29 protein-coding genes are annotated in these 24,276 nt (G+C 66.8%); all 29 read left to right on the top strand.

Annotation, left to right across the window (positions count from 1 at the left end; translation table 11 throughout):
* The first annotated feature begins 2 nt into the window (after positions 1-2).
* The 29 genes from rplL to rplO all read left to right on the top strand — a co-directional run bounded on the left by rplL (position 3) and on the right by rplO (position 24,017).
* Complete coding sequence (rplL, locus tag ABEE00_RS25685; protein ID WP_345748032.1) at positions 3-392, top strand: 50S ribosomal protein L7/L12; 390 nt, start codon at positions 3-5, stop codon at positions 390-392.
* 503 nt (positions 393-895) lie between these two features.
* Positions 896-4,381, top strand: a complete 3,486-nt coding sequence (gene rpoB / locus ABEE00_RS25680; protein ID WP_345748031.1) for a DNA-directed RNA polymerase subunit beta — start codon at positions 896-898, stop codon at positions 4,379-4,381.
* A gap of 92 nt (positions 4,382-4,473) precedes the next feature.
* The gene (locus tag ABEE00_RS25675; RefSeq protein WP_345748030.1) at positions 4,474-8,373 is read left to right on the top strand and encodes a DNA-directed RNA polymerase subunit beta'; all 3,900 of its coding nucleotides are present in this window, start codon (positions 4,474-4,476) and stop codon (positions 8,371-8,373) included.
* A gap of 104 nt (positions 8,374-8,477) precedes the next feature.
* Complete coding sequence (locus ABEE00_RS25670; protein ID WP_345748029.1) at positions 8,478-8,978, top strand: DUF1707 and DUF4190 domain-containing protein; 501 nt, start codon at positions 8,478-8,480, stop codon at positions 8,976-8,978.
* Positions 8,979-9,339: 361 nt separating this feature from the next.
* Positions 9,340-9,711, top strand: a complete 372-nt coding sequence (gene rpsL, locus ABEE00_RS25665) for a 30S ribosomal protein S12 (protein ID WP_003948652.1) — start codon at positions 9,340-9,342, stop codon at positions 9,709-9,711.
* Positions 9,712-9,713: 2 nt separating this feature from the next.
* The gene (gene rpsG, locus ABEE00_RS25660; protein WP_345748028.1) at positions 9,714-10,184 is read left to right on the top strand and encodes a 30S ribosomal protein S7; all 471 of its coding nucleotides are present in this window, start codon (positions 9,714-9,716) and stop codon (positions 10,182-10,184) included.
* Between the two features lie 39 nt (positions 10,185-10,223).
* Positions 10,224-12,347, top strand: coding sequence for an elongation factor G (gene fusA / locus ABEE00_RS25655; protein WP_345748027.1), 2,124 nt, complete (start codon positions 10,224-10,226; stop codon positions 12,345-12,347).
* A 225-nt stretch (positions 12,348-12,572) separates the two neighbouring features.
* Positions 12,573-13,766: an elongation factor Tu gene (gene tuf, locus ABEE00_RS25650; RefSeq protein WP_345748026.1), complete on the top strand. Its 1,194-nt coding sequence runs from the start codon at positions 12,573-12,575 to the stop codon at positions 13,764-13,766.
* 421 nt (positions 13,767-14,187) lie between these two features.
* Positions 14,188-14,496, top strand: coding sequence for a 30S ribosomal protein S10 (gene rpsJ, locus ABEE00_RS25645; RefSeq protein WP_016473429.1), 309 nt, complete (start codon positions 14,188-14,190; stop codon positions 14,494-14,496).
* Positions 14,497-14,510: 14 nt separating this feature from the next.
* On the top strand, positions 14,511-15,155 hold the full coding sequence (gene rplC / locus ABEE00_RS25640) for a 50S ribosomal protein L3 (RefSeq protein WP_345748025.1): 645 nt from the start codon (positions 14,511-14,513) through the stop codon (positions 15,153-15,155).
* Between the two features lie 7 nt (positions 15,156-15,162).
* A complete protein-coding gene (rplD, locus tag ABEE00_RS25635; protein ID WP_345748024.1) occupies positions 15,163-15,807 on the top strand; it encodes a 50S ribosomal protein L4 in 645 nt (214 codons plus the stop codon).
* On the top strand, positions 15,807-16,226 hold the full coding sequence (rplW, locus tag ABEE00_RS25630) for a 50S ribosomal protein L23 (protein ID WP_345748023.1): 420 nt from the start codon (positions 15,807-15,809) through the stop codon (positions 16,224-16,226). Before rplD ends, rplW begins: the two co-directional genes overlap by 1 nt.
* A 39-nt stretch (positions 16,227-16,265) precedes the next feature.
* Entirely contained in the window at positions 16,266-17,102 is an 837-nt protein-coding gene (gene rplB, locus ABEE00_RS25625; RefSeq protein WP_345748022.1) for a 50S ribosomal protein L2, read from the top strand.
* Between the two features lie 14 nt (positions 17,103-17,116).
* Positions 17,117-17,398 carry a 30S ribosomal protein S19 gene (gene rpsS / locus ABEE00_RS25620; protein WP_345748021.1) on the top strand — a complete coding sequence of 94 codons (282 nt, stop codon included), beginning with the start codon at positions 17,117-17,119 and terminating at the stop codon, positions 17,396-17,398.
* Positions 17,399-17,441: 43 nt separating this feature from the next.
* The gene (gene rplV, locus ABEE00_RS25615) at positions 17,442-17,789 is read left to right on the top strand and encodes a 50S ribosomal protein L22 (RefSeq protein ID WP_345748176.1); all 348 of its coding nucleotides are present in this window, start codon (positions 17,442-17,444) and stop codon (positions 17,787-17,789) included.
* The gene (rpsC, locus tag ABEE00_RS25610; protein ID WP_345748020.1) at positions 17,789-18,619 is read left to right on the top strand and encodes a 30S ribosomal protein S3; all 831 of its coding nucleotides are present in this window, start codon (positions 17,789-17,791) and stop codon (positions 18,617-18,619) included. Before rplV ends, rpsC begins: the two co-directional genes overlap by 1 nt.
* A 5-nt stretch (positions 18,620-18,624) precedes the next feature.
* A complete protein-coding gene (rplP, locus tag ABEE00_RS25605; protein WP_345748019.1) occupies positions 18,625-19,044 on the top strand; it encodes a 50S ribosomal protein L16 in 420 nt (139 codons plus the stop codon).
* A complete protein-coding gene (rpmC, locus tag ABEE00_RS25600; protein ID WP_345748018.1) occupies positions 19,044-19,268 on the top strand; it encodes a 50S ribosomal protein L29 in 225 nt (74 codons plus the stop codon). Before rplP ends, rpmC begins: the two co-directional genes overlap by 1 nt.
* Complete coding sequence (gene rpsQ, locus ABEE00_RS25595; protein WP_345748017.1) at positions 19,268-19,555, top strand: 30S ribosomal protein S17; 288 nt, start codon at positions 19,268-19,270, stop codon at positions 19,553-19,555. Before rpmC ends, rpsQ begins: the two co-directional genes overlap by 1 nt.
* Before the next feature lie 132 nt (positions 19,556-19,687).
* Positions 19,688-20,056 carry a 50S ribosomal protein L14 gene (rplN, locus tag ABEE00_RS25590; protein ID WP_019354942.1) on the top strand — a complete coding sequence of 123 codons (369 nt, stop codon included), beginning with the start codon at positions 19,688-19,690 and terminating at the stop codon, positions 20,054-20,056.
* Positions 20,057-20,058: 2 nt separating this feature from the next.
* Positions 20,059-20,382 (top strand): 50S ribosomal protein L24, encoded by a 324-nt coding sequence (gene rplX / locus ABEE00_RS25585; protein ID WP_345748016.1) that lies wholly within the window; start codon positions 20,059-20,061, stop codon positions 20,380-20,382.
* Positions 20,382-20,942, top strand: a complete 561-nt coding sequence (gene rplE / locus ABEE00_RS25580; protein WP_345748015.1) for a 50S ribosomal protein L5 — start codon at positions 20,382-20,384, stop codon at positions 20,940-20,942. Before rplX ends, rplE begins: the two co-directional genes overlap by 1 nt.
* Before the next feature lies 1 nt (position 20,943).
* Positions 20,944-21,129 carry a type Z 30S ribosomal protein S14 gene (locus ABEE00_RS25575; RefSeq protein ID WP_345748014.1) on the top strand — a complete coding sequence of 62 codons (186 nt, stop codon included), beginning with the start codon at positions 20,944-20,946 and terminating at the stop codon, positions 21,127-21,129.
* A 248-nt stretch (positions 21,130-21,377) separates the two neighbouring features.
* The gene (gene rpsH, locus ABEE00_RS25570) at positions 21,378-21,776 is read left to right on the top strand and encodes a 30S ribosomal protein S8 (RefSeq protein WP_345748013.1); all 399 of its coding nucleotides are present in this window, start codon (positions 21,378-21,380) and stop codon (positions 21,774-21,776) included.
* Between the two features lie 23 nt (positions 21,777-21,799).
* Entirely contained in the window at positions 21,800-22,342 is a 543-nt protein-coding gene (rplF, locus tag ABEE00_RS25565) for a 50S ribosomal protein L6 (protein ID WP_345748012.1), read from the top strand.
* A 3-nt stretch (positions 22,343-22,345) separates the two neighbouring features.
* Positions 22,346-22,729, top strand: coding sequence for a 50S ribosomal protein L18 (gene rplR, locus ABEE00_RS25560; RefSeq protein WP_345748011.1), 384 nt, complete (start codon positions 22,346-22,348; stop codon positions 22,727-22,729).
* Between the two features lie 43 nt (positions 22,730-22,772).
* Positions 22,773-23,375: a 30S ribosomal protein S5 gene (gene rpsE / locus ABEE00_RS25555; protein ID WP_345748010.1), complete on the top strand. Its 603-nt coding sequence runs from the start codon at positions 22,773-22,775 to the stop codon at positions 23,373-23,375.
* On the top strand, positions 23,375-23,557 hold the full coding sequence (gene rpmD, locus ABEE00_RS25550; protein ID WP_345748009.1) for a 50S ribosomal protein L30: 183 nt from the start codon (positions 23,375-23,377) through the stop codon (positions 23,555-23,557). The genes rpsE and rpmD overlap by 1 nt, the downstream gene beginning before the upstream one ends.
* Before the next feature lies 1 nt (position 23,558).
* Positions 23,559-24,017, top strand: coding sequence for a 50S ribosomal protein L15 (gene rplO, locus ABEE00_RS25545; protein ID WP_345748008.1), 459 nt, complete (start codon positions 23,559-23,561; stop codon positions 24,015-24,017).
* Positions 24,018-24,276: the final 259 nt, after the last annotated feature.

Below are 24,276 nucleotides of genomic sequence, written 5' to 3'. Positions count from 1 at the left end.
CCATGGCGAAGCTCAGCCAGGACGAGCTGCTCGAGCAGTTCAGCGACATGACCCTCATCGAGCTCTCCGAGTTCGTGAAGGCCTTCGAGGAGAAGTTCGACGTCGAGGCCGCCGCCCCGGCCGCCGCCGTCGTCGCCGCCCCCGCCGCCGGCGGTGCCGGCGAGGAGGCCGCCGAGGAGCAGGACGAGTTCGACGTCATCCTCGCCGGCGCCGGCGACAAGAAGATCCAGGTCATTAAGGTCGTGCGTGAGCTGACCTCGCTGGGTCTGAAGGAGGCCAAGGAGCTCGTGGACGGCACCCCGAAGCCGCTTCTCGAGAAGGTCACCAAGGACGCCGCCGAGAAGGCCAAGGCTTCCCTCGAGGAGGCCGGCGCCTCGGTCGAGGTCAAGTGACTCCGGTCTCATGACCCGGGTCGGATGACCCGCCAGCCAAGGGCGATCACCCATGCGGGTGGTCGCCCTTTGGCGTGCCAGCGCCGGTTGCGTTGCCTCGTCGGCGACGGCAGGTATGGTGATCTTCGTTGCCCTGGGGGCCTTGACGAACGGCACGCAGCGCGCAATTCTCGGGACGCGTCGTCACATCGATCCGGGTACCGAGGCATGGATCGAGTACGAAGCGGGAAGTGTTGCGGCAAGCACCATCCGTCCCGGCGATCGAGGCCGCCGGAGCGGGACCGCGGCACAGGAGAACAACAAGGGGAGACCTCCCGGAGGAGCGATTGCCACCGGCTGGAGGCGGAGACCGGAACCTCAACAGGTCCCCGGAAATCTGCTCTGGACATCAGTGGGCCTTGTGGCTACACTGACCCTTTGCGCTGCCTGTTAGCTGCCCCCTGTCCGTCACCAGGGGCACCGGTATGCGCGCAGAGAGTCCGAGCCCTCGGAAGGACCCCCTCTTGGCCGCCTCGCGCACTGCCTCGACTGCCAATTCGAACAACGGCGCCAGCACTGCCCCGCTGCGCATCTCTTTTGCAAAGATCCAGGAGCCCCTCGAGGTTCCCAATCTCCTTGCGCTCCAGACCGAGAGCTTCGACTGGCTTCTCGGCAACGACGCCTGGAAGGCCCGCGTCGAGGCCGCGCTGGAGCGTGGAGAGGACGTCCCGACCAAGTCCGGTCTGGAGGAGATCTTCGAGGAGATCTCCCCGATCGAGGACTTCTCCGGGTCGATGTCGCTGACCTTCCGCGACCACCGCTTCGAGCCCCCGAAGAACTCCATCGACGAGTGCAAGGAGCGCGACTTCACGTACGCCGCTCCGCTCTTCGTCACCGCCGAGTTCACCAACAACGAGACCGGTGAGATCAAGTCCCAGACGGTCTTCATGGGCGACTTCCCGCTCATGACCGACAAGGGCACCTTCGCCATCAACGGCACCGAGCGTGTCGTGGTCTCGCAGCTGGTCCGCTCGCCGGGCGTCTACTTCGACAGCTCCATCGACAAGACCTCCGACAAGGACATCTTCTCGGCCAAGATCATCCCGTCCCGGGGTGCCTGGCTGGAGATGGAGATCGACAAGCGCGACATGGTCGGTGTGCGCATCGACCGCAAGCGCAAGCAGTCCGTGACCGTACTGCTCAAGGCTCTGGGCTGGACGAACGAGCAGATCCTCGAGGAGTTCGGCCAGTACGAGTCGATGCGCGCCACCCTGGAGAAGGACCACACCCAGGGTCAGGACGACGCGCTCCTCGACATCTACCGCAAGCTGCGTCCGGGCGAGCCGCCGACGCGCGAGGCCGCGCAGACGCTGCTGGAGAACCTCTACTTCAACCCGAAGCGCTACGACCTCGCCAAGGTCGGCCGGTACAAGATCAACAAGAAGCTCGGCGGTGACGAGCCGCTGGAGTCCGGCGTGCTCACCAACGCCGACATCATCGCCACGATCAAGTACCTGGTGAAGCTGCACGCCGGGGAGAGCGAGTCGCAGTCGGCCGAGGGCGACACGATCGTCATCGAGACCGACGACATCGACCACTTCGGCAACCGCCGCCTGCGCAACGTCGGCGAGCTCATCCAGAACCAGGTCCGTACGGGTCTCGCCCGCATGGAGCGGGTCGTGCGCGAGCGCATGACCACCCAGGACGTCGAGGCGATCACGCCGCAGACCCTGATCAACATCCGGCCGGTCGTCGCCTCCATCAAGGAGTTCTTCGGCACCAGCCAGCTCTCCCAGTTCATGGACCAGACGAACCCGATCTCGGGTCTCACCCACAAGCGCCGTCTCTCGGCGCTGGGCCCGGGTGGTCTGAGCCGTGAGCGGGCCGGCTTCGAGGTCCGCGATGTGCACCCCTCGCACTACGGCCGCATGTGCCCGATTGAGACCCCTGAGGGTCCCAACATCGGCCTCATCGGTTCGCTCGCCTCGTACGGCCGGGTCAACGCCTTCGGCTTCGTCGAGACGCCGTACCGCAAGGTCGTCGATGGTGTCGTCACCGACGAGGTGCACTACCTGACGGCCGACGAGGAAGACCGCTTCGTGATCGCCCAGGCGAACGCGCCGCTGGGTGAGGACATGCGGTTCGCCGAGGAGCGGGTGCTGATCCGCCGCCGCGGCGGCGAGGTCGACCTCATCCCCGGCGACGAGGTCGACTACATGGACGTCTCGCCGCGCCAGATGGTGTCGGTCGCGACCGCCATGATTCCGTTCCTCGAGCACGACGACGCCAACCGCGCGCTCATGGGCTCCAACATGATGCGCCAGGCGGTGCCGCTGATTAAGGCGGAGTCGCCGCTGGTCGGCACCGGCATGGAGTACCGCTGCGCGGTCGACGCCGGCGACGTCATCAAGGCCGACAAGGACGGTGTGGTCCAGGAGGTCTCCGCGGACTACATCACTGTCGCGAACGACGACGGCACGTACACCACGTACCGCATCGCCAAGTTCACCCGCTCCAACCAGGGCACCTCCTTCAACCAGAAGGTGCTCGTGGACGACGGCGCCCGCGTCGTCGAGGGCCAGGTGCTGGCCGACGGCCCGTCCACCGACGAGGGTGAGATGGCGCTCGGCAAGAACCTGCTCGTGGCCTTCATGCCGTGGGAGGGCTACAACTACGAGGACGCGATCATCCTCAGCCAGCGCCTGGTGCAGGACGACGTCCTCTCCTCGATCCACATCGAGGAGCACGAGGTCGACGCCCGCGACACCAAGCTGGGCCCGGAGGAGATCACCCGGGACATCCCGAACGTCTCCGAGGAGGTCCTCGCCGACCTCGACGAGCGCGGCATCATCCGCATCGGCGCCGAGGTCGAGGCGGGCGACATCCTCGTCGGCAAGGTGACCCCCAAGGGCGAGACCGAGCTGACCCCCGAGGAGCGGCTGCTCCGCGCGATCTTCGGCGAGAAGGCGCGCGAGGTCCGCGACACCTCGCTGAAGGTGCCGCACGGCGAGACCGGCAAGGTCATCGGCGTCCGCGTCTTCGACCGCGAGGAGGGCGACGAGCTGCCCCCGGGCGTGAACCAGCTCGTGCGCGTCTACGTGGCCCAGAAGCGCAAGATCACCGACGGTGACAAGCTCGCGGGCCGCCACGGCAACAAGGGCGTCATCTCGAAGATCCTGCCGGTCGAGGACATGCCGTTCCTGGAGGACGGCACCCCGGTCGACGTGATCCTCAACCCGCTCGGCGTTCCCTCGCGAATGAACCCGGGCCAGGTCCTGGAGGTCCACCTCGGCTGGCTCGCCAGCCAGGGCTGGAACGTCCAGGGGATCGACGAGGAGTGGGCCGCGCGCCTCACCGAGATCGGCGCCGACGACGTCAAGCCGGACACCAACGTCGCGACCCCGGTCTTCGACGGTGCCCGCGAGGACGAGATCGCCGGCCTCTTCAAGGCGACCGTGCCGAACCGCGACGGCGACCGCATGGTCCAGGAGTCCGGCAAGGCGCAGCTCTTCGACGGCCGCTCCGGTGAGCCGTTCCCGGACCCGATCTCCGTCGGGTACATGTACATCCTCAAGCTGCACCACCTGGTCGACGACAAGCTGCACGCCCGCTCGACCGGCCCGTACAGCATGATCACCCAGCAGCCGCTGGGTGGTAAGGCCCAGTTCGGCGGTCAGCGCTTCGGTGAGATGGAGGTGTGGGCCCTCGAGGCGTACGGCGCCGCCTACGCGCTGCAGGAGCTGCTCACCATCAAGTCCGACGACGTGACCGGCCGCGTGAAGGTCTACGAGGCCATCGTCAAGGGCGAGAACATCCCCGAGCCGGGCATCCCCGAGTCCTTCAAGGTGCTCATCAAGGAGATGCAGTCGCTCTGCCTGAACGTGGAGGTGCTGTCCTCGGACGGCATGTCCATCGAGATGCGCGACACCGACGAGGACGTCTTCCGCGCCGCGGAGGAGCTCGGTATCGACCTGTCCCGGCGCGAGCCGAGCAGCGTCGAAGAGGTCTGACGGGTTCGGCCGGGAGTGCTCACGCGCTCCCGGCCCCTCCCGCGACCCCGTTCAGACCATCATTGACACGACCCTGAGAGGGATTGACGAGAGTGCTCGACGTCAACTTCTTCGACGAACTGCGAATTGGCCTGGCCACCGCTGACGACATCCGTCAGTGGTCGCACGGTGAGGTCAAGAAGCCGGAGACCATCAACTACCGCACCCTCAAGCCGGAAAAGGACGGGCTCTTCTGCGAGAAGATCTTCGGTCCGACCCGGGACTGGGAGTGCTACTGCGGCAAGTACAAGCGCGTCCGCTTCAAGGGCATCATCTGTGAGCGCTGCGGTGTCGAGGTCACCCGCGCCAAGGTGCGCCGTGAGCGGATGGGCCACATCGAGCTGGCGGCCCCCGTCACGCACATCTGGTACTTCAAGGGCGTCCCGTCCCGGCTGGGCTACCTGCTGGACCTCGCGCCGAAGGACCTGGAGAAGGTCATCTACTTCGCGGCGTACATGATCACGTACGTCGACGAGGAGCGCCGCACCCGCGACCTGCCCTCCCTCGAGGCCCACGTGGGCGTCGAGCGGCAGCAGATCGAGCAGCGCCGCGACGCTGACCTCGAGGCCCGCGCCAAGAAGCAGGAGGGCGACCTCGCCGAGCTCGAGGCCGAGGGCGCCAAGGCGGACGTGCGCCGCAAGGTGCGCGAGGGCGCCGAGCGCGAGATGAAGCAGATCCGCGACCGCGCGCAGCGCGAGATCGACCGCCTCGACGAGGTGTGGAACCGCTTCAAGAACCTCAAGGTCCAGGACCTCGAGGGCGACGAGCTGCTCTACCGCGAGCTGCGCGACCGCTTCGGCACCTACTTCGACGGCTCCATGGGCGCCGCTGCCCTGCAGAAGCGCCTGGAGACCTTCGACCTGGACGAGGAGGCGGAGAAGCTCCGCGAGGTGATCCGTACGGGCAAGGGTCAGAAGAAGACCCGCGCCCTGAAGCGCCTCAAGGTCGTCTCGGCCTTCCTGCAGACCAGCAACAGCCCCAAGGGCATGGTGCTCGACTGCGTCCCGGTCATCCCGCCGGACCTGCGTCCGATGGTGCAGCTGGACGGTGGCCGCTTCGCGACCTCCGACCTGAACGACCTGTACCGCCGGGTCATCAACCGCAACAACCGCCTGAAGCGTCTGCTCGACCTCGGTGCGCCCGAGATCATCGTGAACAACGAGAAGCGGATGCTCCAGGAGGCCGTCGACGCGCTCTTCGACAACGGCCGCCGCGGCCGCCCGGTGACGGGTCCCGGCAACCGTCCGCTGAAGTCGCTGTCCGACATGCTCAAGGGCAAGCAGGGCCGCTTCCGTCAGAACCTGCTCGGTAAGCGCGTCGACTACTCGGCCCGTTCGGTCATCGTCGTCGGCCCGCAGCTCAAGCTGCACCAGTGCGGTCTGCCGAAGGCCATGGCGCTGGAGCTCTTCAAGCCGTTCGTGATGAAGCGCCTGGTGGACCTCAACCACGCGCAGAACATCAAGTCGGCGAAGCGCATGGTCGAGCGCGGCCGCACGGTCGTGTACGACGTGCTCGAAGAGGTCATCTCCGAGCACCCGGTCCTGCTGAACCGTGCGCCGACCCTGCACCGCCTCGGCATCCAGGCCTTCGAGCCGCAGCTGGTCGAGGGCAAGGCCATTCAGATCCACCCGCTCGTGTGCACCGCGTTCAACGCGGACTTCGACGGTGACCAGATGGCCGTGCACCTGCCGCTGTCCGCGGAGGCGCAGGCCGAGGCCCGCATCCTGATGCTGTCCTCGAACAACATCCTCAAGCCGGCCGACGGCCGGCCCGTGACGATGCCGACCCAGGACATGGTGCTGGGCCTGTTCTTCCTCACCACCGACGAGGAGCAGCGCACCACCATCGGCGACGGCCGCTCGTTCAACTCCACCGCCGAAGCGATCATGGCCTTCGACGCCGGGGAGCTCTCGCTCCAGGCGAAGATCGACATCCGCTTCCCGGTCGGCTCCACCCCGCCCGCGGGCTGGACGCCGCCGGCCCCGGAGGAGGGCGAGCCGGAGTGGCAGCCCGGCGACCCGTTCCGGCTGCACACGACCCTGGGCCGCGCGCTCTTCAACGAGCTGCTGCCCGAGGAGTACCCGTACGTCGAGTACACCGTCGGCAAGAAGCAGCTCTCCCAGATCGTGAACGACCTGGCCGAGCGCTACCCGAAGGTGACCGTCGCCGCGGCGCTGGACAACCTCAAGTCGGCCGGTTACTTCTGGGCGACCCGTTCCGGCGTCACCATCGCCATCTCGGACGTCGTCGTCCCGGACGCCAAGCCGGAGATCATCGCCGGTTACGAGGCCCAGGACGAGAAGGTCCAGAAGCAGTACGAGCGCGGTCTGATCACCAAGGACGAGCGCACGCAGGAGCTCATCGCCATTTGGACCAAGGCGACCAACGAGGTCTCCGAGGCGATGAACGACAACTTCCCGAAGACGAACCCGATCTTCATGATGGTGGACTCGGGCGCCCGAGGGAACATGATGCAGATGCGTCAGATCGCGGGCATGCGCGGTCTGGTGTCCAACGCGAAGAACGAGACCATCCCGCGGCCCATTAAGGCGTCGTTCCGTGAGGGTCTCTCCGTGCTGGAGTACTTCATCTCCACGCACGGTGCCCGTAAGGGTCTCGCGGACACCGCCCTGCGTACCGCGGACTCGGGTTACCTGACCCGTCGTCTCGTCGACGTCTCGCAGGACGTGATCATTCGCGAGGAGGACTGCGGCACCGACCGCGGCCTCAAGCTGGAGATCGCCTCCAAGGGCGCCGACGGCGTGCTGCGCAAGGCCGAGGACGCCGAGACCAGCGTGTACGCGCGCTGCCTCGCCGAGGACGTCGTCGTCGACGGCAAGGTGCTGGCCCCGGCGGGCACCGACCTGGGCGACGTGCTCATCGACGAGCTCGTGCGGTACGGCGTGCAGACGGTGAAGACCCGCTCGGTCCTCACCTGCGAGTCGCACGTCGGCACCTGCGCCATGTGCTACGGCCGCTCGCTGGCGACCGGCAAGCTGGTGGACATCGGCGAGGCCGTCGGCATCATCGCCGCCCAGTCCATCGGTGAGCCCGGCACCCAGCTCACGATGCGTACCTTCCACACCGGTGGTGTGGCGGGCGACGACATCACCCAGGGTCTGCCGCGTGTCGTCGAGCTCTTCGAGGCCCGTACGCCGAAGGGCGTCGCGCCGATCTCCGAGTCGGCCGGCCGCGTGCGCATCGAGGAGACCGAGAAGACCAAGAAGGTCGTCGTCACTCCGGACGACGGGTCGGACGAGACCTCGTACGCGGTCTCCAAGCGCGCCCGTCTGCTGGTCGGCGAGGGCGACCACGTGACGGTCGGCCAGGCGCTGACCGTCGGCGCCACCAACCCGCACGACGTGCTGCGCATCCTCGGCCAGCGCGCGGTGCAGGTGCACCTGGTGGGCGAGGTCCAGAAGGTCTACAACTCGCAGGGCGTGTCGATCCACGACAAGCACATCGAGATCATCATCCGGCAGATGCTCCGCCGCGTGACGATCATCGAGTCCGGCGACGCCGAGCTGCTGCCCGGCGAGCTGGTGGAGCGCACCAAGTTCGAGGGTGAGAACCGCCGTGTCGTGGCGGAAGGCGGCCACCCGGCCTCCGGCCGTCCGCAGCTGATGGGCATCACCAAGGCCTCGCTGGCGACCGAGTCCTGGCTGTCGGCGGCGTCCTTCCAGGAGACGACCAGGGTCCTGACCGACGCGGCGATCAACGCCAAGTCGGACTCCCTGATCGGCCTCAAGGAGAACGTCATCATCGGTAAGCTCATCCCGGCCGGTACGGGCCTCTCCCGCTACCGCAACATCCGGGTCGAGCCCACCGAGGAGGCGAAGGCCGCGATGTACTCGGCCGTCGGTTACGACGACATCGACTACTCGCCCTTCGGCACCGGCTCGGGCCAGGCGGTCCCGCTGGAGGACTACGACTACGGGCCGTACAACGCCTGAGTTGTGCGCGGTAGTTGAGCCTCGGCTCTGATACACGTAAGGGCGGTCACCCCTACCGGGGGTGGCCGCCCTTTGTGCAATATGAGCGGTGGGGGTGGTGCGCGGTGCTCGCAGGGGACGCGGACAGGGAACGGACGGCCGACGTGCTCAAGGCGGCGTTCGCCGAGGGCCGGCTCTACAAGCAGGAGTACGACCACCGGCTCTCGCGGATCATGGCGGCGCGCACGGTCGAGGAGCTGCGCCATCTGGTCAGCGACCTGCCGAACGGCCCGGGCGCCACGGGCTTCGGCGGCCCCCAGCCGCCCTCGCTGAGCCCGTACAGCAGCCGCCCGCCGGCGCCGTACATGCCGCCGGTGGTGCCTCCGCGGCCGATGAACGGGGCGGCGACGGGCGCGCTCGTGTGCGCGCTGCTGACGCCGGTCACCTTCGGGCTGACCGGGATCCCCGCGGTGATCCTCGGGAACCGCGCGCGGGCGGAGATCCGGAGGACGGGGGAGCGGGGCGAGGGCGCAGCGGTGACCGGTGTGGCCGTGGGCTGGCTCGCGCTGACGGTGCTCATGCTGATCTTCGTCCTCGCGATGGTGGGCTCGGCGCTCTCGAAGTGACCGATCCCGACGTGACCGATCCCGAAGTGACGGGGGCGGGCGGCCTCTTCGGCCCTGTGTGCGGGGCGGATTGAGTGCACGGGTGCCGCATGCGGTGCCGCGTGGGTACTTGTTTTGACCGGGGACGACGCGATAGGTACGCTCTGACCTTGTGCCTGGGGTATCCCCTGCGCTCGCGTAAGCGGTACGACGCGTCCATCGCACTCGTACGACGCACTGCGAGCGAAGAAGGCGGACACCGAAATCTGCACTCCCTCCACCTCGGCGGAAGTCTGCAGTGCTCGACACGCCCGACCTCGTGGGTCGGGAAGGTGTTCCAGGTTAGCTTTACCGAGACTGGCACACAGAAACCGGAGAAGTAGTGCCTACGATCCAGCAGCTGGTCCGCAAGGGCCGGCAGGACAAGGTCGAGAAGAACAAGACGCCCGCGCTCGAGGGATCGCCCCAGCGCCGCGGCGTCTGCACGCGTGTGTTCACGACCACCCCGAAGAAGCCGAACTCGGCCCTGCGTAAGGTCGCGCGTGTGCGTCTGACCAGCGGGATCGAGGTCACCGCTTACATTCCGGGTGAGGGCCACAACCTCCAGGAGCACTCCATCGTGCTCGTGCGCGGTGGTCGTGTGAAGGACCTGCCGGGTGTTCGGTACAAGATCATCCGCGGCTCCCTCGACACGCAGGGCGTCAAGAACCGCAAGCAGGCTCGCAGCCGCTACGGCGCCAAGAAGGAGAAGTAAGAATGCCTCGTAAGGGCCCCGCCCCGAAGCGACCGGTCATCGTCGACCCGGTCTACGGTTCTCCTCTGGTGACCTCCCTCATCAACAAGGTGCTGCTGAACGGCAAGCGCTCCACCGCCGAGCGCATCGTCTACGGCGCCATGGAGGGCCTGCGGGAGAAGACCGGCAACGACCCGGTCATCACCCTCAAGCGCGCGCTCGAGAACGTGAAGCCGACCCTCGAGGTCCGCTCGCGTCGTGTCGGTGGCGCCACCTACCAGGTCCCGGTCGAGGTCCGCCCCGGCCGTTCCTCCACCCTCGCGCTGCGCTGGATCGTGGGGTACTCCCGCGCCCGCCGCGAGAAGACCATGACCGAGCGTCTGATGAACGAGCTGCTCGATGCCTCCAACGGGCTCGGCGCCGCCGTGAAGAAGCGCGAGGACACCCACAAGATGGCCGAGTCCAACAAGGCCTTCGCGCACTACCGCTGGTAGTCGCTCACCCCATCGAGACCGAGAGAAGACGACAGCCTTATGGCTACCACTTCACTTGACCTGGCCAAGGTCCGGAACATCGGGATCATGGCCCACATCGACGCGGGCAAGACGACGACGACCGAGCGGATCCTGTTCTACACCGGTGTCTCGTACAAGATCGGTGAGGTCCACGACGGCGCGGCCGTCATGGACTGGATGGCGCAGGAGCAGGAGCGCGGCATCACGATCACGTCTGCCGCGACGACCTGCCACTGGCCGCTCGCCGGCGACGACTACACCATCAACATCATCGACACCCCGGGTCACGTCGACTTCACGGTCGAGGTGGAGCGTGCGCTGCGCGTTCTCGACGGTGCCGTGACGGTGTTCGACGGTGTGGCCGGAGTCGAGCCGCAGTCCGAGACCGTGTGGCGGCAGGCGGACCGTTACGGCGTTCCGCGCATCTGCTTCGTGAACAAGCTGGACCGCACGGGCGCCGAGTTCCACCGCTGCGTCGACATGATCGAGGACCGCCTGGGCGCGGTTCCGCTGGTCATGCAGCTGCCGATCGGCACCGAGGCCGACTTCAAGGGCGTCGTCGACCTGGTGTCGATGAAGGCCCTGGTCTGGTCCGCCGAGACCAAGCTGGGCGAGGCGTACGAGACCGTCGACATCCCCGACACCCACGTCGAGGCCGCCGACGAGTGGCGCGGCAAGCTCCTCGAGGCCGTCGCGGAGAACGACGAGGAAATGATGGAGCTGTACCTCGAGGGCACCGAGCCCACCGAGGAGCAGCTGCGCGCGGCGATCCGCCGCATCACCCTCGCCTCCACCGGCGTCGAGGGCACCACCACGGTGACCCCGGTCTTCTGCGGCACCGCGTTCAAGAACAAGGGCGTGCAGCCCCTGCTCGACGCGGTCGCGCGGTACCTCCCCTCGCCGCTCGACGTCGAGGCCATCGAGGGCCACTCGCCGAAGAACTCCGAGGAGATCATCAAGCGGCGCCCCTCCGAGGAGGAGCCGATGTCGGCGCTCGCGTTCAAGATCGCGAGTGACCCGCACCTCGGCAAGCTCACCTTCCTCCGCGTCTACTCGGGCCGTATCAACTCCGGCACCCAGGTGCTGAATTCGGTCACGGGCAAGAAGGAGCGCATCGGCAAGATCTACCGGATGCACTCGAACAAGCGTGAGGAGATCGAGTCGGTGGGTGCCGGCGACATCGTCGCCGTCATGGGTCTGAAGCAGACCACCACCGGTGAGACCCTCAGCGACGCGAGCAACCCGGTGATCCTGGAGTCGATGGAGTTCCCGGCCCCGGTCATCCAGGTCGCCATCGAGCCCAAGTCGAAGGGCGACCAGGAGAAGCTGGGCGTCGCGATTCAGCGGCTGGCCGAGGAGGACCCGTCCTTCCAGGTCAAGACCGATGAGGAGACCGGCCAGACCGTGATCTCCGGCATGGGCGAGCTCCACCTCGACGTCCTTGTCGACCGCATGAAGCGGGAGTTCAAGGTCGAGGCCAACATCGGCAAGCCGCAGGTCGCGTACCGCGAGACGCTTCGCAAGAAGGTCGAGCACGTCGACTTCACGCACAAGAAGCAGACCGGTGGCTCCGGCCAGTTCGCCAAGGTGATCATCGACGTCGAGCCCATCGAGGGCGACGGCTACGAGTTCGTGAACGCCGTCACCGGTGGCCGCATCCCGCGGGAGTACATCCCGTCCGTGGACGCCGGCTGCCAGGAGGCCATGGAGTTCGGCGTGCTCGCCGGGTACCCGCTCACGGGCGTCCGCGTGACGCTCAACGACGGTCAGTACCACGACGTCGACTCGTCCGAGATGGCGTTCAAGATCGCCGGTTCGATGGCCTTCAAGGAGGCCGCCCGCAGGGCCAGCCCGGCCCTGCTGGAGCCGATGATGAAGGTCGAGGTCACCACGCCCGAGGAGTACATGGGCGACGTGATCGGCGACATCAACTCCCGCCGTGGACAGATCCAGTCCATGGAGGACCGGAGCGGCGCCAAGCTCGTCACCGGCCTGGTACCGCTGTCGGAGATGTTCGGCTACGTCGGAGACCTGCGCAGCAAGACCTCCGGCCGCGCCAACTACTCCATGCAGTTCGACTCCTACGCCGAGGTTCCCCGGAGCGTCGCAGAGGAGATCATCGCGAAGGCCAAGGGTGAGTAACACGGCTCGGCCGTGTTATCCCACCGTTTAGGCTGGAGCAAAGGCATTCGGGGCACTCCGGTACAGAACGCCTGATCGTGTTCTGTGCCGGGGTCCCCGGCCGCCCGCCCCCAAGCGAACAGGCCAAGGGCGTCCCCCTCGGGGTCCTGGCCGGTTCGGTACGACCATCTGAACCCCTCCGCAGAATGTGGAGGGTGTACAGCACCAGTCCACAGGAGGACCCCAGTGGCGAAGGCGAAGTTCGAGCGGACTAAGCCGCACGTCAACATCGGCACCATCGGTCACATCGACCACGGTAAGACCACTCTTACCGCGGCGATCACCAAGGTGCTGCACGACAAGTACCCGGAGCTCAACGAGGCTTCCGCGTTCGACTCGATCGACAAGGCGCCGGAAGAGCGCCAGCGCGGTATCACGATCTCCATTGCCCACGTCGAGTACCAGACGGAGAACCGTCACTACGCGCACGTGGACTGCCCGGGTCACGCGGACTACATCAAGAACATGATCACCGGTGCCGCCCAGATGGACGGCGCCATCCTCGTGGTCGCCGCCACCGACGGTCCGATGCCGCAGACCAAGGAGCACGTGCTCCTGGCCCGCCAGGTCGGCGTGCCGGCCATCGTCGTCGCCCTGAACAAGGCCGACATGGTGGACGACGAGGAGATCATGGAGCTCGTCGAGCTCGAGGTCCGTGAGCTCCTCAACGAGTACGAGTTCCCGGGTGACGAGACCCAGGTTGTCAAGGTCTCCGCGCTCAAGGCGCTGGAGGGCGACGAGGACGCCGCTCAGGGCATCCTCAAGCTCATGGACGCCGTCGACGACGCGATTCCGAACCCGGAGCGCGACACCGACAAGCCGTTCCTGATGCCGATCGAGGACGTCTTCACCATCACCGGCCGCGGCACGGTCGTCACCGGCCGTATCGAGCGCGGTGTGCTCAAGGTGAACGAGAACGTCGACATCATCGGCATCAAGGACACCAAGACCTCGACGACCGTCACCGGCATCGAGATGTTCCGCAAGCTGCTCGACGAGGGCCAGGCCGGTGAGAACGTCGGTCTGCTGCTCCGCGGCATCAAGCGCGAGGACGTCGAGCGCGGCCAGGTCATCATCAAGCCGGGCTCGGTCACCCCGCACACGGAGTTCGAGGCGCAGGCGTACATCCTGTCGAAGGACGAGGGTGGCCGGCACACCCCGTTCTTCAACAACTACCGCCCGCAGTTCTACTTCCGCACCACCGACGTGACCGGCGTCGTGACCCTCCCCGAGGGCACCGAGATGGTCATGCCGGGCGACAACACCGAGATGAGCGTTCAGCTCATCCAGCCCGTCGCCATGGAAGAGGGCCTCAAGTTCGCCATCCGTGAGGGTGGCCGCACGGTGGGCGCCGGCCAGGTCACCAAGATCCTGAAGTAATTCCGGATCGGGTCACCTGACCTACTGAAACCCCACTCACCGTCAGGTGAGTGGGGTTTCCCACTGCCTGGTGCAGGGAAGATCGTCCGATTGGCCTTGACCGAAGAGCCTGTGGCACACTGTCCAGGTTGCTCGGTTGAGTGCCGATGCTGCGCGCCTCCCGCCGGGAGGACCGGAAGCGAGTCCCAGCGTATTCGTCGCCTCTTATCAGAGGCGGAAATACGGGAATCTTCCGGGAAGCGTGGGAGGGGCTTCCAGCCAGGCACCGGTGGTTCTCCACCTCCACTCTTCCCCAGGGAAAACCTCCGCGGAGAAATCCGGGAGGGTTACGACACGCCCGACCGCGTGGGTCGTACGGAGCGGAGGACGCGGAGAGCCACGGGTTCCAGAGCGTTACGAGAGACAGGACTACGAAGTAGCCATGGCGGGACAGAAGATCCGCATCCGGCTCAAGGCCTACGACCACGAGGTCATCGACAACTCGGCGAAGAAGATCGTCGAGACGGTGACCCGTACCGGTGCGTCGGTCGCGGGCCCGGTGCCGCTGCCCACTGAAAAGAACGTGTACTGCGTCATCAAGTCGCCGCACAAGTACAAGGACTCGCGCGAGCACTTCGAGATGCGTACCCACAAGCGTCTGATCGACATCCTCGACCCGACGCCGAAGACCGTTGACTCGCTGATGCGCCTCGACCTTCCGGCCGGCGTTGACATCGAGATCAAGCTCTGAGGGGTGCGCTGAAGATGGCTAAGCAGATCAAGGGCGTCCTGGGCGAGAAGCTCGGCATGACCCAGGTCTGGGACGACAACAACCGCGTTGTCCCCGTGACCGTCGTCAAGGCCGGGCCGAATGTCGTGACCCAGGTCCGCACCGCAGACAAGGACGGCTACGAGGCCGTCCAGATCGCCTTCGGCGAGATCGACCCGCGCAAGGTGAACAAGCCCCTCAAGGGCCACTTCGCCAAGGCCGACGTCACCCCGCGCCGCCACCTGGTGGAGCTGCGCACCTCCGACGCCGCCGAGTACACGCTCGGCCAGGAGGTCAGCGCCGACACCTTCGAGGCCGGCCTCAAGGTCGACGTCACCGGCAAGTCGAAGGGCAAGGGCTTCGCCGGCGGCATGAAGCGTCACGGCTTCCGCGGCGGCAAGGCCTCCCACGGTGCCCACCGCATCCACCGCAAGCCGGGCGCCATCGGCGGCTGCGCCACGCCCGGCCGCGTGTTCAAGGGCACCAAGATGGCCGGCCGGATGGGCAACGAGCGGGTCACCACCCAGAACCTGACCGTCCATGCCGTTGACGCGGAGAAGGGCCTGCTGCTCATCAAGGGCGCAGTTCCCGGTCCGAACGGCGGCCTCGTCCTGGTCCGTACGTCGGCCAAGGGGGCCTGAGGTAACGATGAGCAGCATTGACATCCTTTCGCCGGCTGGCGACAAGGCCGGGTCCGTCGACCTCCCCACGGAGCTGTTCGACGCGAAGGTCAGCGTTCCGCTGATCCACCAGGTCGTCGTCGCGCAGCAGGCCGCGGCCCGCCAGGGCACGCATAAGACGAAGACTCGCGGCGAGGTCCGCGGCGGCGGCAAGAAGCCGTACCGCCAGAAGGGCACCGGCCGCGCCCGTCAGGGCTCGGTGCGCGCCCCGCAGTTCGCCGGCGGTGGCACCGTCCACGGCCCCGTGCCGCGTGACTACTCGCAGCGGACCCCGAAGAAGATGAAGGCCGCCGCCCTGCGCGGTGCCCTCTCGGACCGGGCCCGTCACGATCGCGTCCACGTCGTCACCGGCGTGGTCGAGGGCGAGGTCTCCACGAAGGCCGCCAAGTCCCTGTTCGGCAAGATCAGCGACCGTAAGAACGTGCTGCTGGTGGCCGAGCGCGCCGACGAGGCCGCGTGGCTCTCCGCCCGCAACCTGCCCCAGGTGCACATCCTGGAGCCGGGCCAGCTGAACACGTACGACGTGCTCGTTTCCGACGACGTGGTCTTCACCAAGGCCGCCTTCGAGTCCTTCGTGGCCGCGCGTACGAAGACCGAAGGGAGCGACGCCTGATGGCTACGCATCACCCGAGCATCGCGCCCAAGATGGCGAAGGCCGCGAAGGCTGCCCGGAAGGCCAAGGCCACCCGGATCGCCGCCGAGGGCAAGCAGACCGTCGAGACCCCGGCGAGCAAGGCGTTCTCGGACCCCCGTGACGTCCTGGTCAAGCCGGTCGTCTCGGAGAAGAGCTACGCGCTGCTGGACGAGAACAAGTACACGTTCATCGTCGCGCCGAACTCCAACAAGACCCAGATCAAGCAGGCCGTCGAGGCGGTCTTCTCGGTCAAGGTCACCGGGGTCAACACGATCAACCGGCAGGGCAAGCGCAAGCGCACCCGCACCGGTTACGGCAAGCGCGCCGACACCAAGCGCGCCATCGTGACCCTCGCCGAGGGCGACCGTATCGACATCTTCGGCGGTCCGGTCTCCTAACGGAGACAGGATCGTCCGATATCGGACGAGGACTGAGAAATGGGTATCCGCAAGCACAAGCCGACGACCCCGGGCCGTCGTGGCTCCAGCGTCGCCGACTTCGTCGAGATCACGCGGTCCACGCCGGAGAAGTCGCTGGTCCGCCCCCTGCACAGCAAGGGCGGCCGTAACAACGCCGGTCGTGTGACCGTTCGTCACCAGGGCGGTGGCCACAAGCGCGCCTACCGCGTGATCGACTTCCGTCGTCACGACAAGGACGGCGTGCCGGCCAAGGTCGCGCACATCGAGTACGACCCGAACCGCACCGCGCGCATCGCGCTCCTGCACTACGCAGACGGCGAGAAGCGCTACATCCTCGCTCCGGCGGGCCTGCAGCAGGGCCAGCGGATCGAGAACGGCCCTGGTGCCGACATCAAGCCGGGCAACAACCTGGCGCTGCGCAACATCCCGGTCGGTACGACCATCCACGCCATCGAGCTGCGTCCCGGTGGCGGCGCGAAGCTGGCCCGCTCCGCGGGTGCTTCGGTGCAGCTGCTGGCGAAGGAGGGCCGCATGGTCCACCTCCGCATGCCCTCCGGCGAGATCCGTCTGGTCGACGTCCGCTGCCGCGCCACCGTTGGCGAGGTCGGCAACGCCGAGCAGTCGAACATCAACTGGGGCAAGGCCGGCCGCATGCGCTGGAAGGGCGTCCGCCCGACCGTCCGCGGTGTGGTCATGAACCCGATCGACCACCCGCACGGTGGTGGTGAGGGTCGTACCTCCGGTGGCCGCCACCCGGTTTCGCCGTGGGGTCAGAAGGAGGGCCGTACGCGCTCGCCGAAGAAGGCCAGCAACAAGTACATCGTCCGCCGCCGCAAGACGAACAAGAAGCGCTAGGAGGCGGGTTTTAGATGCCGCGCAGTCTCAAGAAGGGACCCTTCGTCGACGACCACCTCGCCAAGAAGGTGGACGCGCAGAACGACGCGGGTTCCAAGAACGTCATCAAGACCTGGTCTCGCCGCTCGATGATCGTCCCGGCCATGCTCGGCCACACGATCGCGGTGCACGACGGCCGCAAGCACGTCCCGGTGTTCGTCACCGAGTCGATGGTCGGCCACAAGCTCGGCGAGTTCGCGCCGACCCGCACCTTCAAGGGCCACGTCAAGGACGACCGCAAGTCGCGGCGTCGCTGACCGGCGGGTGTGAATGACTATGACTGACACCGAAGGGACAACCATGGAAGCCAGGGCCCAGGCACGCTACGTGCGTGTCACGCCCATGAAGGCCCGCCGTGTGGTGGACCTTGTCCGTGGCATGGATGCCACGGAGGCTCAGGCGGCCCTGCGTTTCACCCCGCAGGCCGCGAGCGTGCCGGTGGGCAAGGTGCTCGACAGCGCCATCGCCAACGCCGCGCACAACTACGACCACACGGACGCCGGCAGCCTCTACATCTCCGAGGCCTATGTCGACGAGGGCCCGACCCTGAAGCGGTTCCGTCCGCGCGCCCAGGGCCGCGCCTACCGGATCCGTAAGCGGACGAGCCACATCACCGTGGTCGTGAGCAGCAAGGAAGGAACCCGGTAATGGGCCAGAAGGTAAACCCGCACGGGTTCCGGCTCGGCATCACCACGGACTTCAAGTCCCGGTGGTACGCCGACAAGCTGTACAAGGACTACATCAAGGAAGACGTCGCGATCCGTCGCATGCTCACGCAGGGCATGGAGCGGGCCGGCATCTCCAAGGTGGAGATCGAGCGCACCCGTGACCGCGTCCGCGTGGACGTGCACACCGCGCGTCCGGGCATCGTCATCGGCCGCCGCGGCGCCGAGGCCGACCGTCTCCGGGGCAACCTGGAGAAGCTGACCGGCAAGCAGATCCAGTTCAACATCCTCGAGGTCAAGAACCCCGAGACGGATGCGCAGCTGGTGGCCCAGGCCGTTGCCGAGCAGCTGTCCTCGCGCGTCTCCTTCCGCCGCGCCATGCGCAAGAGCATGCAGACGGCGATGAAGGCCGGCGCCAAGGGCATCAAGATCCAGTGCGGTGGCCGTCTCGGCGGCGCCGAGATGTCCCGCTCGGAGTTCTACCGCGAGGGCCGTGTGCCGCTGCACACCCTCCGCGCGAACGTCGACTACGGCTTCTTCGAGGCCCGTACGACCTTCGGCCGCATCGGCGTGAAGGTCTGGATCTACAAGGGCGACGTCAAGAACATCGCCGAGGTCCGCGCCGAGAACGCCGCCGCGCGTGCGGGCAACCGCCCGTCCCGTGGCGGCGGCAACGACCGCCCCCGTCGTGGTGGCGAGCGTGGCGGTCGTGGCCGCAAGCCGCAGCAGCAGCAGAACGCCGCCGCTGCCGAGGCCCCCAAGGCCGAGGCAGCAGCCGCTCCGGCTGCTGAGAGCACCGGAACGGAGGCCTGACCACAATGCTGATCCCTCGCAGGGTCAAGCACCGTAAGCAGCACCACCCGAAGCGCAAGGGCATTGCCAAGGGCGGCACCGAAGTTGCTTTCGGTGAGTACGGCATCCAGGCCGTGACCGGCGCTTATGTGACCAACCGTCAGATCGAGGCCGCTCGTATCTCGATGACGCGTCACATCAAGCGTGGCGGCAAGGTCTGGATCAACATCTACCCGGACCGCCCGCTCACCAAGAAGCCCGCCGAGACCCGCATGGGTTCCGGTAAGGGTTCGCCGGAGTGGTGGGTCGCGAACGTCAAGCCGGGGCGCGTGATGTTCGAGCTGTCCTACCCGAACGAGAAGATTGCCAAGGAGGCGCTGACCCGCGCCGCCCACAAGCTTCCGATGAAGTGCCGCATCGTTCGGCGCGAGGCAGGTGAGTCGTGATGGCGGCCGGTACCAAGGCGTCCGAGCTGCGCGAGCTGGGCAACGAGGAGCTTGTAGGCAAGCTTCGCGAGTCCAAGGAGGAGCTGTTCAACCTCCGCTTCCAGGCGGCGACGGGACAGCTTGAGAACCACGGCCGCCTCAAGGCCGTGCGCAAGGACATCGCCCGGATCTACACCCTGATGCGTGAGCGTGAGCTGGGCATCGAGACGGTGGAGAGCGCCTGATGAGCGAGACGAATGTGACTGAACAGAACACGCAGGCGCGCGGCTTCCGCAAGACCCGTGAGGGTCTCGTCGTCAGCGACAAGATGGACAAGACCGTCGTCGTCGCCGTCGAGGACCGGGTGAAGCACGCGCTGTACGGCAAGGTCATCCGCCGTACCAACAAGCTCAAGGCGCACGACGAGCAGAACGCTGCGGGCGTCGGCGACCGCGTCCTCCTCATGGAGACCCGGCCGCTGTCCGCGACCAAGCGCTGGCGCATCGTCGAGATCCTCGAGAAGGCCAAGTAGGCAATTCCCGCAAGGGGATTGGCGAAAATTTCAGCCTGAGGTCTTCCTCAGGATTCGTTCCGCCAGGCTCGGTGGGGTGTGGCCCGTCAGGGAGCACCCCACCGGGAACCGGCAGACATACAGGAGATAGACGTGATCCAGCAGGAGTCTCGGCTTCGCGTCGCCGACAACACGGGTGCGAAGGAAATCCTCACCATCCGCGTTCTCGGTGGCTCGGGCCGGCGCTACGCGGGCATCGGTGACGTCGTCGTCGCTACCGTCAAGGACGCGATCCCGGGCGGGAACGTGAAGAAGGGCGACATCGTCAAGGCGGTCATCGTGCGCACCGTCAAGGAGCGCCGCCGCCCCGACGGCTCGTACATCCGCTTCGACGAGAACGCGGCCGTCATCCTCAAGAACGATGGCGACCCCCGCGGCACCCGTATCTTCGGCCCGGTGGGCCGCGAGCTGCGCGAGAAGAAGTTCATGAAGATCATCTCTCTCGCGCCGGAGGTGCTGTGACCATGAAGATCAAGAAGGGCGACCTGGTTCAGGTCATCACCGGCAAGGACAAGGGCAAGCAGGGCAAGGTCATCGCGGCCTACCCCCGCGAGGACCGCGTCCTGGTCGAGGGTGTCAACCGGGTCAAGAAGCACACCAAGGCCGGCCAGACCGCTCGCGGTTCGCAGACCGGCGGCATCGTGACGACCGAGGCCCCCGTTCACGCGAGCAACGTTCAGCTCGTCGTCGAGCACGAGGGCAGCAAGGTGGTCACCCGCGTCGGTTACCGCTTCGATGAGGACGGCAACAAGATCCGCGTTGCCAAGCGGACCGGTGAGGACATCTGATGACTGCCACCACTGAAGCCCCGCGCCTCAAGCAGCGCTACCGCTCCGAGATCAAGGACAAGCTGCAGGAAGAGTTCTCGTACGAGAACGTCATGCAGATCCCGGGTCTCACCAAGATCGTGGTCAACATGGGTGTGGGCGACGCCGCCCGCGACTCCAAGCTGATCGAGGGTGCCATCAAGGACCTCACCACGATCACCGGCCAGAAGCCGGCCGTGACCAAGGCCCGCAAGTCCATCGCGCAGTTCAAGCTGCGCGAGGGGCAGCCGATCGGTGCCCACGTGACCCTGCGTGGCGACCGGATGTGGGAGTTCCTGGACCGCCTGCTGGCGCTCGCGCTGCCGCGCATCCGCGACTTCCGCGGTCTGTCGCCCAAGCAGTTCGACGGCCGGGGCAACTACACCTTCGGTCTCACCGAGCAGGTCATGTTCCACGAGATCGATCAGGACAAGATCGACCGGGTCCGGGGCATGGACATCACCGTGGTGACCACGGCGACCACCGACGATGAGGGCCGGTCCCTCCTTCGTCACCTCGGCTTCCCGTTCAAGGAGAACTGACATGGCGAAGAAGGCTCTGATCGCCAAGGCTGCCCGCAAGCCGAAGTTCGCGGTGCGTGGCTACACGCGCTGCCAGCGCTGCGGCCGTCCGCACTCCGTCTACCGCAAGTTCGGCCTCTGCCGCGTGTGCCTTCGCATGATGGCGCACCGTGGTGAGCTGCCGGGCGTGACCAAGAGCTCCTGGTAATCGCCCCCTAGGGCGACCAGCCAGGACTCTCGGTAAGAGCTCAGGGACGTCGGGAGCCTGACCCCGCATGGATTAGCCTTGTGAGGTCGGGCCCCCGCCGCCCCATGACCGTCCGTGGGCAGCGCCCACGAGAAGACGCTTACTACGCCGTAGGTCCCCGCACCCCACCCGTCCCGTCACGTCCGCGTGTACGGGGAGAGGGAGGGCGCATACAGGAAACCCCGGCGAGAGAGGCCGAAGGCCATCACATGACCATGACCGATCCGATCGCAGACATGCTGACGCGTCTGCGGAACGCGAACTCGGCTTACCACGACACCGTCGTGATGCCCCACAGCAAGATCAAGTCTCACATCGCGGAGATCCTCCAGCAGGAGGGCTACATCACCGGGTGGAAGACCGAGGACGCCCAGGTGGGCAAGAACCTCGTGCTGGAGCTGAAGTTCGGCCCGAACCGCGAGCGCTCGATCGCCGGCATCAAGAGGATTTCGAAGCCGGGTCTGCGGGTCTACGCGAAGTCCACCAACCTGCCGAAGGTGCTCGGCGGCCTGGGCGTGGCGATCATCTCCACGTCGCACGGTCTCCTCACCGACAAGCAGGCAGGCAAGAAGGGTGTGGGCGGGGAAGTCCTCGCCTACGTCTGGTAACGGAAGGGAACGGAGGTAAAGCAATGTCGCGTATTGGCAAGCTCCCCATCCAGGTTCCCGCCGGTGTGGACGTCACCCTCGATGGCCAGAAGGTCGACGTGAAGGGCCCGAAGGGCTCCCTCTCCGTCACCGTCTCCCGGCCGATCGAGGTCGCGAAGGACGAGGAGAACGGCAACATCGTCGTCACCCGTCCGAACGACGAGGGCAGGAACAAGGCCCTGCACGGCCTGTCCCGCACGCTGGTGGCGAACATGATCACTGGCGTGACCACCGGGTTCAGCAAGAACCTCGAGATCAATGGCGTGGGTTACCGCGTCCAGGCCAAGGGCTCCAACCTGGAGTTCTCCCTGGGCTACAGCCACCCGATCCTGGTCGAGGCGCCGGAAGGCATCTCGTTCGCCGTCGAGTCCCCGACCAAGTTCTCGGTCTCGGGCATCGACAAGCAGAAGGTCGGCGAGGTCGCCGCCAACATCCGCAAGCTGCGTCGCCCCGACCCGTACAAGGCCAAGGGCGTCAAGTACGCGGGCGAGACCATCCGCCGCAAGGTCGGAAAGGCTGGTAAGTAAGCCATGGCATACGGCGTGAAGATCGCTAAGGGCGACGCCTACAAGCGCGCCGCCGCCAAGCGCCGTCACATCCGCATCCGCAAGAAGGTGTCGGGCACCGCTGAGCGCCCGCGCCTGGTCGTGACGCGCACCAACCGCGGTATCACTGCTCAGGTGATCGACGACGTCGCGGGCCACACGCTGGCCTCGGCCTCGCACCTGGACAGCTCCATCCGGGGCGGCGAAGGCGGCAAGGGTGAGCAGGCCCAGCAGGTCGGCTCCCTGGTCGCCGAGCGCGCCAAGGCCGCAGGCATCGAGGCCGTCGTGTTCGACCGCGGTGGCAACAAGTACGCAGGGCGGATTGCCGCTCTGGCTGACGCCGCCCGCGAGGCCGGGCTCAAGTTCTGAGCCTGTTCCGAGCTAGCGGACGTAAACGAGAGAGGTAATTCCAATGGCTGGACCCCAGCGCCGCGGTGGCGGCGCCGGCGGCGGCGAGCGGCGGGACCGGAAGGGCCGGGACGGCGGCGCTGCCGCCGAGAAGACCGCGTACGTTGAGCGCGTCGTCGCGATCAACCGCGTCGCCAAGGTTGTGAAGGGTGGTCGTCGCTTCAGCTTCACCGCGCTGGTCGTGGTGGGCGACGGTGACGGCACCGTGGGTGTCGGATACGGCAAGGCCAAGGAGGTGCCGGCCGCCATCGCCAAGGGCGTTGAGGAGGCCAAGAAGCACTTCTTCAAGGTCCCCCGCATCCAGGGCACCATTCCGCACCCGATCCAGGGTGAGGAGGCCGCGGGTGTCGTGCTGCTCAAGCCGGCTTCGCCCGGTACCGGTGTTATCGCCGGTGGCCCGGTGCGTGCCGTGCTGGAGTGCGCGGGCATTCACGACGTGCTGAGCAAGTCGCTCGGCTCGGCGAACCCGATCAACATCGTGCACGCCACGCGTGCGGCTCTGCAGGGCCTTCAGCGCCCCGAGGAGATCGCCGCCCGCCGTGGTCTGCCGCTCGAGGACGTGGCACCCGCCGCTCTGCTGCGGGCGCGTGCTGGGGTGAACGCGTAATGGCGAACCTCAAGATCACGCAGACCCGTTCCGTTATCGGGACCAAGCAGAACCACCGTGACACGCTGCGGACCCTCGGTCTCAAGCGCGTCAACGACGTGTCCGTGCGCGAGGCCAACGCCGTGGTCGTTGGTCAGCTGCACACCGTGCGGCACCTCGTCACGGTTGAGGAGGTCGACTGAGATGGCGGAGAGCAACCCGCTGAAGGTCCACAACCTCCGTCCTGCTCCGGGCGCCAAGACCTCCAAGACCCGTGTGGGTCGCGGTGAGGCGTCGAAGGGCAAGACCGCGGGTCGTGGCACCAAGGGCACGAAGGCCCGGTACCAGGTTCCTGCCGGCTTCGAGGGTGGGCAGATGCCGCTGCAGATGCGGCTGCCCAAGCTCCGTGGCTTCAAGAACCCCGCCCACAAGCAGTTCCAGGTGGTGAACCTGGAGAAGCTGGCCGACCTCTACCCCGAGGGCGGCGAGGTCACCAAGGCCGACCTGGTGGCCAAGGGCGCGGTGCGCAAGAACCAGCTCGTCAAGGTGCTGGGTGCCGGCGACATCTCCGTCGCGCTGACGGTGACCGTGGACAAGGTCTCCGGCTCCGCGAAGGAGAAGATCACCGCCGCCGGCGGCAGCGTCACCGAGACCGCCGAGTGACACGGCGTCTCGCACGACGGCTTTGAGAAGGCCGGATCCCCTCGGGGGTCCGGCCTTCGCCGTTTTCCCCGCGGCTCTCCGGCGGCGAGCCGGATCAACTGGTGGAAATTTCCGAGGACTTGACGCCGCGTTTGCCGGGCGCGTACCCGTACGGGACCAACGGCCTTGTTCCGCGGGGCCGTTCGGCGCTTCGGGGCGGGTTCTGTCACTCGTGCGAGGGGTTGTGGGGCCCGATGGGGCGCCCGCTCCGCCCTACAGT

The organism is Streptomyces odontomachicola (genome assembly GCF_039605595.1).
Classification (GTDB): domain Bacteria; phylum Actinomycetota; class Actinomycetes; order Streptomycetales; family Streptomycetaceae; genus Streptomyces.
The sequence above is the reverse complement of the archived record's forward strand: the minus strand, read 5'-3'. Positions and strand labels throughout refer to the sequence as shown.